Origin of the sequence: Sphingopyxis sp. JAI108, from assembly GCF_013410105.1 — a bacterium.
GTDB classification, from domain to species: Bacteria; Pseudomonadota; Alphaproteobacteria; order Sphingomonadales; family Sphingomonadaceae; genus Sphingopyxis; species Sphingopyxis chilensis.
The window spans coordinates 96,841-107,835 of the sequence record NZ_JACCCJ010000005.1; the positions used below are offsets into that span (position 1 = coordinate 96,841).

A 10,995-nucleotide genomic window follows, 5' to 3' on the forward strand; every position below is an offset into this window, starting at 1 on the left:
GGATCGGCCGCCGTCGAGAAGGCATTTAGGCATTGCGGGCTTCACTGTTCAGTGAGATAAAATTTATCGAAACGTTCGAGGAAGTTGAATAGTGAATAATCCCGGGACGCCGACACTGGACCAGCTTCGCATCTTTCTAGCGATCGTCGATACCGGAAGTTTCGCTGCTGCCGGGCGCCGGCTCAATCGCGCGGTATCGGTGATCAGCTATGGCATTTCCAATCTAGAGGCGCAGCTCGGCCTCATGCTCTTCGAACGCGAAGGGACGCGCAAGCCGCAACTCACCGTCGCGGGCCGCGCTCTCCTTTCGGAGGCGCGGGCGATTTCGGTCGGTATCGATGGTCTGCGTGCCAAGGTTAAGGGGATGCTCGACGGTCTGGAAGCCGAGGTCGATCTGGCGGTCGACGTGATGCTGCCATCCGAGCGGCTCGGCAGGGTCTTGAGGACCTTTGCCGCGGAATTCCCGACGGTGCAGCTTCGGCTCCATGTCGAGGCGCTCGGTGCGATCACGGCGATGGTTCTCGATCGCAAGGCTATTCTCGGGATATCGGGGCCACTCGCGGCCGGGGTCGAGGGGGTCGAATGCGTTGCGGCGGGATCGATCCCGATGGTGCCGGTGGCGGCGCCCGATCATCCGCTCGGACGGATGGAGCGTATCCCGCCCGGGGCGGGGCGCGATTATACGCAGCTCGTTCTCACCGACAGGTCACGCTTTACCGAGGGGCGCGACTATTCGGTGATGAGCCCGAAGACCTGGCGCCTTGCCGACCTTGGCGCCAAACATGCGCTGCTGCGCGAAGGGGTCGGGTGGGGCAATATGCCCCTGCCGATGATTGAGTCCGATCTGGTTGCCGGCGTGCTCGTCCAGCTTGCCATGCCGGACCATCCGGGCGGCACCTATCGTTTTGCCGGCGTCTGGCGGCGCGATACGCCGCCGGGACCGGCGGCGTCGTGGCTGCTCGAACAGTTTGTTACTCTCGGACAGCATGATGCGGAGCTTGCCGGGATGATCGATCTTTAGAGCTTCAGCATCGCCTCGGCGCCGACCATGTGGATCGTGCGCGCGGGCCCCGTGTCGCGGATATAGGGACCGGGGCGAAAGGCCGAGAGCGAGGCGTTGAAGGAGAGGAGAGCATTCGCCTGCCAGCCCGCCGAAATCTCGACCTGGTCGCCGATGTGCCGCGCATCGCTGCCGCCTGACGGACGGATGAGCCCGCCTGGGATGTCGTAAACGCCATCGCCCCGGCTTTCGCGCCAGAAACGCGCGGCGACCAGTTCGACCGTCACGCCTTTGCCCAGATCGAAATCGACGCTGGGGTGGAAATTGACGATGTTGCGCGGTCCGACCGGCGACAGTTCGCCGAAATATTTACCTTTGGGAAACAGCGCGTTGAAGGTGCCGAGCCGGCGGTCGGCGGGGTCGTGGTCGCCGCTCGCGATATTGGCGCGCAGGCGAAAGCGCGGTTTGAGCGGCGCTTGCGGAAAGCTCCATGCGGTCTCGGTGGCAAGCGACCATGCACGGATGCGGTCACCGTCGAAGTGCCCGCGCTGGAGCATGGCCTCCCAGTTCCAGCCGAGGTCGCCGCGCTTGCCGAAGAAGCGCACGCCGAACGTGTGGCGCGTCTCGCGGCCGGTGCGGTCGGCAAAGCGGGCCTCTTCATTTTTATAGCCCAGCCAATAGGCGTCGATGCCGGTATCTGTCGCGGGCGCTATGGTCGCATAGACGCCGTCGAGCCGCCGTGTCTTCGAGGCCCGATCGTCCAAATCGCCGCCGCCCACCGTGACGGGTCGCAGGTGGAATGCGTCGATACGGATCGGGCCCCGATCGACGACGGCGCGAACGCCGTCGAGGGGCTGCGGAATGTTCGGGCCATAGCGGACGCCGATAAGCCGCTCGGATCCGAGCGCCACGAGCTCGCGCCCGCCGCGCACGGTCAGGCTGCCGTGGCCCCCAAGTGGCACGCGTATATCGGCAAAGCCCTGCAGCAGGTCGATCCCGGTTTCGTCCACCGGTCCCTTGCCCGCGCCGACGCCGCGTGCATAGCCAGCGATGCCCTGCACGAAGACGCGCGCCGGGCCGGCATGAAGGTCGGCGTGCGGCATGACGCGCAGCCAGAGATAGCCATCGTCGGGCGCGGGCGGGTCGCCCCACAGATTGTCGTCGAACCCTTCGAACCGTGCCCTGGCCTCGCCGCCAAGCGTCAAGTAGGCCGCGCCATCGATGGTCAGCGGGATATATTTGGCTTCGCGCCACCCCTCGCGTGGCGCCGCTGACAGCCCGGACCAATCCTCGTCATAGCGATGGTTTGTCTGCTCGGCCTCCTGCGCCGCAGCCATCTTGGGGAGCAGCGCGGCGAGGAGGAAGAGAATACGCATCAGTGCTGGGTGACGAAGTGGCGCACGAGCGGCGGCGTGTCGCTAGTCTGGAAGGCGCGCAATGCCTCCTGCTGCACGCGGTCGGCATTGGTGACACGGTCATGCTGGCGCAGATGCTCCAGCCAGCTTTCGACGGTGAAGCTCTCGATTACCGTGCCGGGCGCGGCGGTGTCCTCGTAAATGCCCCAGTGGATCGCGCCATCGCGGCGGCGGATACGCTGCATCTTCTGCATTTCGGTGAAGAAGGCGGGCACCTTTGCCGGGTCGATACGATATTCGACCGTCACCAGCACCGGGCCGCTGTCATGCTCGACATCTACATCGCCATCGACGATCGGCGCCGGCCAATGCGCGGACGGCGCGAGGTCCAGCGTGCTCGCCTTGTCGAGCGGGAAGCGCCATGCGAGTGCCATCCCGGCGAGGGCGAGCAGTGCCGCCGCGGCGAGCAAGGTTGACGGTACGCCGATGCGCGACGCGATCGACCCCCAGAGCGCCGATCCTCCCGCCATCGATCCCTGAAAGACGAGCAGATAGATGGCGAGCGCGCGCGCCTTGACCCAGCCGGGCGAGGTCGCCTGCGCACCGCCGTTGAGCGAAGCCATCATCGCGATCCAGGCTAGGCCCGCGACGAAAAGCGCCGCCGAAGCCGTCCAGAAGCCATCCGCAAGCGAGAGGGCCGCCATCGCTGCCGCGAGCAGGGTCGACGCGGCGAGCGTGATCATATTTGCTCCCATGCGTCCGCGCATCTTTGGCATCAGTATCGCGCCACCGATCGCGCCGAGCCCCATGAAGGTCAGGAGCCCGCCGTAGCCTGCGGGGCCGAGCCCGAGGTCGCGCCGTGCGATGATCGGCAGCAGCGCCCAAAGCCCGCTGGCGAAAACGAAGAAGCCGACCGAGCGGATCAGCACCACCTGTAGCTCGGGCGCGCGCATCGCATAGCGCAGCCCTGCGCGCATCGCGCCGACCATATGCTCGGCGGGGAGGTGGCGGTCGGGGACCGCGCGGCGCCAACGGAAAAGGACGATGATGACGCCGACGACCGACAATGCGTTGACGGCAAACACGGCGGCGGGCCCCGAGGCGGCGATGATGACGCCCCCGAGCGCGGGGCCGATCGCGCGCGCGATGTTGACCCCGAGCGAGTTAAGCGCGACCGCCTGTTGCAAAGCCTTCGGCTGCACCAGTTCGGGGACGATTGCCTGAAACGCCGGAGCGGAAAAGGCCGCGCCGACCGCGATCACGGCTGTGAACACGAGCAACACCCAGGCTGTGGTAAGCCCCGCAAGTGTGATCGCCGCGAGACCGGCTGCACCGGCAAGGCCGAAGACTTGTGCCGCGATCAGCAGGCGCCGCCGGTCGACGATGTCGGCAAGGGCGCCGGCGGGAAGCGCGAGAGCGAACATCGGAAATGTCGTCGCGGCCTGAACCAGCGCGACCATCAACGGGTCTGGCGAAAGCGAGGTCATCAGCCAGCCCGCACCGACATCGTGCATCCAGGTGCCGACATTGGAGACGATGGTCGCGATCCAGAGCGCACGGAACATGGGGCTGGCGAGCGGGCGCTCGGTTGCGGGGGCGGCGGCGCTCATGCCTTGCGCTCCTGCAGGATCGGAGCGAGCATCAGCCCGCCGATCAGGCCGACATGTTCGAGGAAGGTGTTGCGTTCATGAAAGCGCGTCACCGGGTCGGCGACCTGCCAGAAAGGATGCGCGATCAGCGTTGCGGCGGCGGTGAAGACGCCGAGTGCGCCCGCCCCGAGCCAGGCCTGACGCCCGAGGATGATCAGCAGCGAGCCGCCGACCTGCACCGCGATTGTCAGCGCGACGACAAGCGCGGCTGGTTCAAGACCGAAATGTCTGGCTTCGCCGAGCGCGCCGCCGAGATCGAACAGCTTGGCGATGCCGCTGGTCCAATAGGGAAGGGTGAGAACAGCTGCGGAGAGGGTCGCAAAGCGGCGGTCGCCGAGCAGGCGGGTGATGGGTGCGGGCGTCATCGTTCAGACCGCCCAGCAGCCGCAGCCGAAGGCTCCCCAGAAGCTCTGGACGTCCGCTGCCGGAACATTGGCGCCGAGCGCCGCGGCATGGTCATGGCCATGGACATTGCACGCGCTGGCGCAGCCGCATGCCGAAGCGAGCTTCTTCGCTGCACCTGCGGTGGGGCGATGATAGCCCCCAAAGGTCGCGACGGGCGACCAGTCGGGCATCGGCTTGGGTAGAGCAGGGGCGATCGGGCTATAATCGCCCTCGCCATGGACGATTTTGCCGCCGAGAATGGTCAGCACCGCGCGAAGGTGAACGATGTCGCTTTCGGCAACGCTGAAATAGTCTTCCGACAGGAGAGCGAGATCGGCGAGCTGGCCTTTCTTGATCTGCCCCTTCTTGCCGACTTCGTTCGAAAACCATGTGTTCTTCTCGGTCCACAGGCGGAGCGCCGTTTCGCGGTCGAGGCGGTTGCGGACAGGATAGAGCGTTGTGCCGCCCAGCGTCGTTCCCGTGACGAGCCACGACAGCGAAACCCAGGGATTATAGCTTGCGACACGCGTCGCGTCGGTGCCCGCGCCGACGGGAATGCCCGCCTCCATCATCCGTTTGATCGGGGGGGTCGCCTCGGCCGCCTTGGCTCCATAGCGTTCGATGAAATATTCGCCCTGGAACATCATCCGGTGCTGGACCGCGATGCCGCCGCCCAATGCGGCGATGCGGTCGATATTGCGCTCGCTGATCGTCTCGGCATGGTCGAAGAACCAGTTGAGGCCTTGAAGCGGGATGTCGCGATTGACCTTTTCGAACACATCGAGTGCGCGCGAAATCGTCTGGTCATAGGTCGCGTGGAGCCGCCAAGGCCATTTGCGTTCGGCCAGCAGGCGGACGACGGGTTCGAGGTCGCTTTCCATATTCGCCGGCATCTCGGGGCGCTCGACGCGGAAATCCTCGAAGTCGGCGGCCGAATAGACGAGCATCTCGCCCGCGCCATTGTGGCGATAGCTGTCGTCGCCGTCGCCGGGCTTCACTTGGCTGGACCAGGTCGCGAAATCCTTGAGCTCTTCCTTCGGCTTTTGCGTGAAGAGGTTGTACGCAATGCGCAGCGTCAGTTCGCCGTCCTTGTGCAGCTTTTCGATGATCTGATAATCGTCGGGATAGTTCTGGAACCCGCCACCCGCGTCGATGACGCTGGTCACGCCGAGCGAATTGAGCTCGCGCATGAAATGCTTCGTCGAATTGACCTGATAGTCTTCGGGCAGCTTTGGCCCCTTGGCGAGCGTCGCATAGAGGATCACCGCATTGGGCTGCGCGAGCAAAAGCCCAGTGGGGTTGCCCGCCGCGTCGCGGACGATCTCGCCGCCCGGCGGGTTCGGTGTGTCCTTCGTATAGCCGACGGCGCGTAGCGCTGCGGCGTTGAGCAGCGCGCGGTCGTAAAGGTGGAGGATGAACACCGGCGTGTCGGGCGCGGCCGCGTTGATCTCATCGAGAGTGGGCAGGCGCTTTTCGGCGAACTGATGTTCGGTGAAGCCGCCGACGACGCGCACCCATTGCGGAGGCGGGGTGTTCGCGGCCTGCTTCTTCAGCATCGCCATCGCGTCGGCAAGGCTCGGCACGCCGTCCCAGCGCAATTCCATATTATAATTAAGGCCGCCGCGGATGACGTGGATGTGGCTGTCGATCAGTCCGGGGATCAGGCGGCGGCCCTTCGCGTCGATGACCCTCGCATCGGGGCCGGCGGCGGCGCGGACCACCTGCTCGCTGCCGACGCTCAGGAATTTGCCGCCGCGGATCGCGACAGCCTGTGCCTCGGGATTGGCCTTGTCGAGCGTGGTCACCCTGGCATTGACGATAACGAGGTCGGGCTGGGTCATGGCGATGCTTTCCGTGGCGGTGAGAAGGGCGGTGGTAGCGGCGCCGGCAAGCGCCTGGCGGCGGGTAATCGGGTTCATGCGTCGCGCTCCTTTCCGGTGGGCGGCGTCCCCAAAATCTGCGGGGCGCAATCTTGGTGAAAATAGCGAGCCAGTTCGGGTCTGTCGGCCAGCCGCTTTGCCAAGGGGATGATATGCTCGCCGAGCAGGATTCCAGCGAGACCGACCAAAGCGACGATCGGCGGGGCGGGAGAACGGACGCCGAGCAGGTTGTAGATGACACCGACCAGCAATCCGGCACCAAGCGAGACGAGGTATATCTTCATCGTCCGTTCTCCCTTTTCAGCCTCAGCTCTGAACGAATGCGAGCAGGTCGCGGTTGATGACGTCGGCGTTGACCGTCAGCATGCCGTGGCTGAAGCCCTCGTAGATTTTAAGCGTCGCGTTCGGCAGGATTTCGGCCTGCAACACCGCCGCGTTCTTGTAGGGTACGATCTGGTCGTCGTCGCCGTGCAGCACGAGCGTCGGTACGCTAATCGCCTTGAGGTCGTCGGTCTGGTCAGTCTCCGAGAAGGCCTTTACCCCGTCGTAGTGCGCCTTGGCGCTGCCCATCATGCCCTGGCGCCACCAATTGTCGATCACGGCGGGGATGACGTTCGCGCCGTCGCGATTGAAGCCGTAGAAGGGCCCGGACGGGAGATCGCGGAAGAATTTCGCGCGGTTCGCAGCCAGTTCGCTGCGAATGCCGTCGAACACCTCGATCGGCAGCCCGCCCGGATAACGGGCGGTCTTGAGCATGATGGGCGGCACAGCCGAAACCAGTACGGCCTTGGCGACGCGGCCCTGCGGGATGCCATAGCGCGCAACATAGGCAGCGACTTCGCCGCCACCCGTCGAATGGCCGATGTGGACCGCATTTTTGAGCTCGAGATGTTCCATGACGGCGGCTGCATCAGCCGCATAATGGTCCATGTCATGGCCTTCGCTGACTTGCGCCGACCGGCCGTGGCCGCGGCGATCGTGCGCGACGACGCGGTAGCCTTTGGCGAGGAAGAAGAGCATCTGGATGTCCCAGTCATCCGACGACAGCGGCCAACCGTGATGGAAGACGATGGGCTGCGCGTCCTTTGGCCCCCAGTCCTTGTAGAAGATTTCGACACCGTCGTTGGTGGTAACGTAGCCCATGGTTTCGTCCTTTCATTTGGTCGGGAAATGCGGGCCGGATGTGGCGCCCTCCGGCCCATCGGGCAAAATCAGTGGCCGCCCTCGGAAGCGCCGAACATCGCCTTGGCATAGGTGATGCCGAGGCCGTAGCCGCCGCCCCATTTGCGGGCGATACCGGTGGTGAGGTCATAGGTTTCGGCGCGCGCCCAATCGCGCTGCAGTTCGAGCAGATATTGCAGCGAAGTGATGGGCTTAGCACCGGCCTGGATCATCCGTTCGACGGCGCGTTCATGGGCCTCTTCCGAAATGTCGCCGCTGGCGTCGGTGATGACATAGGCTTCGAAGCCCTGTTCGAGTGCCGAAAGGACCGGGCCGACGATGCAGACCGAGGTCCACAGACCCGCGAAAACGATGCGGTCCTTGCCAATCCGGTTGACCTCGTCGATCACCGCGGCGTCTTCCCATGTGTTCATGCTCGTACGGTCGAGCAGCGCCTGGCCCGGAAAAGCGTCGGTGATCTCGTCGAACATCGGACCCGAAAAGCTTTTCTCTGCGACCGTGGTCAGGATGGTGGGCACGTTGAAGCCGGCGGCGCCGTTCGCGACGAGCGCGGCATTGTTGCGCAGGAGTTCGGGTGCGATCGACTTGGTGGCGAAGGCCATCTGCGACTGGAAATCGATAAGGACCAGCGCGTGGTTGCCGGGGTCCAGCAGCGTCTTCGCGGGGGTAGGGGTGGCTTTGATCGACATGGGCAACAACTCCTGTTGGATGATCCTGACACCCGAACCGTTCGGGCTGAGGCGGGTTTAGACAGGAGAGTTTGTGCGAAACAGACGGATAAAATTATCCATTATATTCTAAAAAATAGAAAGGTATGTCGATCGGGCGAAATCCGGGGAAGATGTTGCGCTGACAGGCGCAACTGGACGCACTCTGGTTGGCAGCCGTTATGGCTGTCCGGGTGCTATGCTGGCAGGCCCGTCCATCGTGACAGACGGGTCGTCGCCTTCTGGACAGCTCAACCCCGGCGAGACGGACATTAATGGAGATCATCCAAGCGGGAAGGCTTGCGGCTACTGCCCTGTTCGGTACGGCGCCTCGGGTAAGAACGCCAGTCCAAGTGCTGCTGCCTGTCCAACATAGGATAAGCTGTGGCGTAGTCGACCATGCAATTATCGCTGGTCCGCGAAACTTGCCCGGTCGCCGGGGGTTGAGAAGGCATCCCCAATTTCAGGAGCAAATCGATGGCCAAGAAATCTGCGCCCACCCCCGCTAGCGTCAATTCTCTCGAGGATCACCAGCCGGGGAGCGGCCAGACGGCGGTCAAGGCTTCCAATGGCAATGGCGGCGAGCTTCATCAGCAGATCGCGCATGACGAAGATCATCGCGACGGCCGGGCACACCTCACCGACAATTTCGGACATCGGATTGCCGACAATCAAAACTCGCTGAAGGCGGGCGAGCGCGGACCCACGCTGCTCGAGGACTTTGTCCTCCGCGAGAAGATTTTCAACTTCGATCACGAGCGTATTCCCGAGCGGATCGTCCATGCCCGCGGGTCGGGTGCGCATGGGGTCTTTGAATGTACGCGCGCGATCCCCGACCTGACCAAAGCCGATATTTTCCAGGAAGCGGGCAAGACCTGTCCGGTATTCGTGCGCTTCTCGACCGTCGCGGGCGGAGCCGGGTCGGTCGACACGCCGCGCGACGTGCGCGGATTTGCGGTCAAGCTTTATACCGAGGCGGGCAATTGGGATCTGGTCGGCAATAATATCCCTGTCTTCTTCATCCAGGACGCGATGAAGTTTCCCGATCTCGTTCACAGTGTGAAGATGGAGGCTGACCGCGGCTATCCGCAAGCGGCGAGCGCGCACGACACCTTCTGGGATTTCATCGGACTGATGCCCGAGGCCACCCACATGATCATGTGGGCGATGTCCGATCGCGCGATCCCGCGCAGCTTTCGCATGATGGAAGGTTTCGGCGTCCATACGTTCCGCTTCGTCAACGCGAAGGGGAGGGGGAAATTCATCAAGTTCCACTGGAAGCCTGTTCTCGGGCTGCAATCGACGGTGTGGGACGAGGCGGTCAAGATAGCGGGCGCCGACCCTGACTATCAGCGTCGCGATCTCTTCGAGGCGATCGACGGCGGCGACTTCCCCGCCTGGGATCTTGGCATCCAGGTTTTCGACGAGGATTTTGCGGCGAACCAGCCCTATGATGTTCTCGACGCGACCAAGCTCATCCCCGAAGAGGATGTGCCGGTCGAGATCATCGGCCGCATGACGCTCAATCGCAACGTCGACAATTTCTTCGCCGAAACCGAGCAGGTCGCGTTCCTGCCCTCGAACATCATCCCCGGCATCGATTTCAGCAACGACCCGCTGCTCCAGGGACGGCTCTTCTCCTATCTCGATACGCAGAAGTCGCGCCTCGGGACCACCAACTTCCACCAGATCCCGGTCAATGCGCCCAAATGCCCCTTCCACAATTTCCAGCGCGACGGGATGATGCAAACGCTCGTTCCGCAAGGCCGTGCCAATTATGAGCCCAACAGCCTTGCCGAGGCTGGCGAGGACGGCGGACCGCGCGCGTGCCCCCAAACGGGGTTTGCAACCTTCCCGGTCAACGACGAGCGCAATGACGCCGGAGAGAAATTGCGCATTCGTGCAAGCCTGTTCGCCGACCATTTCAGCCAGGCGCGTCTCTTCTATCGGTCGCAAACCGAGAATGAGCAGGCGCATATCGCGTCGGCGCTGGTATTCGAACTGTCGAAGGTGACGCTCGACCATGTGCGTGCGCGTGTCGTCGGCCAGCTTCGCAATGTCGACGAAGACCTTGCGAAGCGCGTTGCACAGGGGCTTGCGATCGACTTGCCGCCCAAGATCAAGGCGGCAAAAGCGCCGATCGATATGGCGCCCTCCGACGCGCTGTCGATCCAGAAGGTCGGTTATCCCGACTTCGAAGGTCGCAAGGTCGCGATCCTCTTTGCCGAAGGGTCGGACCTCGCGGCGATCGACCGGCTCAGGAAGCAGATCGAAAAGGCGGGGGGCACTGCTTTTCTCGTCGCGCCCAAGGTGGGCGGAATTGCCGTCAAAGGCGGAACGCTGAAGGCTGACGGACAACTCGCGGGTTCGCCGTCGGTGCTGTTCGATGCCGTGGCTTCGGTGCTTGCGCCCGACCAGGCAGAAGCGCTGGCGACGCAGGGCGCAGCGGTGCAATGGTTCATGGACGCATTCGGCCATTGCAAGACGATCGCCCATGATGCTGCATCGCAGCCGCTGCTCGACAAGGCTGGTGTCGAGAAGGACGAAGGGGTGGTGGACTTGGCGGAGTTCATCAAGGTCGGAACGCGGCGCCATTGGGCGCGCGAGGCGAAGGTGCGCGACCTCGCGTGAATCGGCGGCCAGTCTTTGCCCAACAAAAAGACCCGCCAGTGGCTCGCCTTTAAGCGGCGTCTGAGGCTTTTTGGAGTCTCGGTCAATCAGGCGCCGGGTTTTACGAGCGGCAAGTGGACCGCAACGAGGGTATATCAGCCATCAGCCGGGCAGCGCTTCCGCTTTGCGCCCATGTCGATCGTTCGCAGCCTCGCTCAAATCATTCGA

9 protein-coding genes are annotated in these 10,995 nt (G+C 63.7%); 2 read left to right on the forward strand and 7 right to left on the reverse strand.

What is annotated here, in order from left to right:
* The first annotated feature begins 91 nt into the window (after positions 1 to 91).
* Entirely contained in the window at positions 92 to 1,021 is a 930-nt protein-coding gene (locus HDC29_RS18155) for a LysR family transcriptional regulator (protein WP_179499698.1), read from the forward strand.
* Here the strand turns inward: HDC29_RS18155 and HDC29_RS18160 are convergent.
* The 7 genes from HDC29_RS18160 to HDC29_RS18190 form a co-directional block, all read right to left on the reverse strand.
* Positions 1,018 to 2,376: an alginate export family protein gene (locus tag HDC29_RS18160; protein ID WP_179499699.1), complete on the reverse strand. Its 1,359-nt coding sequence runs from the start codon at positions 2,374 to 2,376 to the stop codon at positions 1,018 to 1,020. The genes HDC29_RS18155 and HDC29_RS18160 overlap by 4 nt on opposite strands.
* The gene (locus HDC29_RS18165; RefSeq protein WP_179499700.1) at positions 2,376 to 3,965 is read right to left on the reverse strand and encodes an MFS transporter; all 1,590 of its coding nucleotides are present in this window, start codon (positions 3,963 to 3,965) and stop codon (positions 2,376 to 2,378) included. Before HDC29_RS18165 ends, HDC29_RS18160 begins: the two co-directional genes overlap by 1 nt.
* Entirely contained in the window at positions 3,962 to 4,369 is a 408-nt protein-coding gene (locus HDC29_RS18170) for a DoxX family protein (RefSeq protein WP_179499701.1), read from the reverse strand. Before HDC29_RS18170 ends, HDC29_RS18165 begins: the two co-directional genes overlap by 4 nt.
* Before the next feature lie 3 nt (positions 4,370 to 4,372).
* A complete protein-coding gene (locus tag HDC29_RS18175) occupies positions 4,373 to 6,307 on the reverse strand; it encodes an amidohydrolase (protein ID WP_179499702.1) in 1,935 nt (644 codons plus the stop codon).
* Complete coding sequence (locus tag HDC29_RS18180) at positions 6,304 to 6,552, reverse strand: XapX domain-containing protein (RefSeq protein ID WP_179499703.1); 249 nt, start codon at positions 6,550 to 6,552, stop codon at positions 6,304 to 6,306. Before HDC29_RS18180 ends, HDC29_RS18175 begins: the two co-directional genes overlap by 4 nt.
* Before the next feature lie 22 nt (positions 6,553 to 6,574).
* Positions 6,575 to 7,411: an alpha/beta fold hydrolase gene (locus HDC29_RS18185; RefSeq protein ID WP_179499704.1), complete on the reverse strand. Its 837-nt coding sequence runs from the start codon at positions 7,409 to 7,411 to the stop codon at positions 6,575 to 6,577.
* A gap of 68 nt (positions 7,412 to 7,479) precedes the next feature.
* Positions 7,480 to 8,139: a hydrolase gene (locus HDC29_RS18190; RefSeq protein WP_179499705.1), complete on the reverse strand. Its 660-nt coding sequence runs from the start codon at positions 8,137 to 8,139 to the stop codon at positions 7,480 to 7,482.
* Between the two features lie 495 nt (positions 8,140 to 8,634).
* Between HDC29_RS18190 and HDC29_RS18195 the strand changes: the two genes are divergently transcribed.
* Positions 8,635 to 10,788: a catalase gene (locus tag HDC29_RS18195; protein WP_179499706.1), complete on the forward strand. Its 2,154-nt coding sequence runs from the start codon at positions 8,635 to 8,637 to the stop codon at positions 10,786 to 10,788.
* Positions 10,789 to 10,995: the final 207 nt, after the last annotated feature.

Coding starts and splice junctions, on each gene's coding strand:
- HDC29_RS18180 (WP_179499703.1), bottom strand. CDS start 6,552: ATGAAGATATACCTCGTCTCGCTTGGTGCCGGATTGCTGGTCGGTGTC.
- HDC29_RS18190 (WP_179499705.1), bottom strand. CDS start 8,139: ATGTCGATCAAAGCCACCCCTACCCCCGCGAAGACGCTGCTGGACCCC.
- HDC29_RS18185 (WP_179499704.1), bottom strand. CDS start 7,411: ATGGGCTACGTTACCACCAACGACGGTGTCGAAATCTTCTACAAGGAC.
- HDC29_RS18170 (WP_179499701.1), bottom strand. CDS start 4,369: ATGACGCCCGCACCCATCACCCGCCTGCTCGGCGACCGCCGCTTTGCG.
- HDC29_RS18195 (WP_179499706.1), top strand. CDS start 8,635: ATGGCCAAGAAATCTGCGCCCACCCCCGCTAGCGTCAATTCTCTCGAG.
- HDC29_RS18165 (WP_179499700.1), bottom strand. CDS start 3,965: ATGAGCGCCGCCGCCCCCGCAACCGAGCGCCCGCTCGCCAGCCCCATG.
- HDC29_RS18160 (WP_179499699.1), bottom strand. CDS start 2,376: ATGCGTATTCTCTTCCTCCTCGCCGCGCTGCTCCCCAAGATGGCTGCG.
- HDC29_RS18175 (WP_179499702.1), bottom strand. CDS start 6,307: ATGAACCCGATTACCCGCCGCCAGGCGCTTGCCGGCGCCGCTACCACC.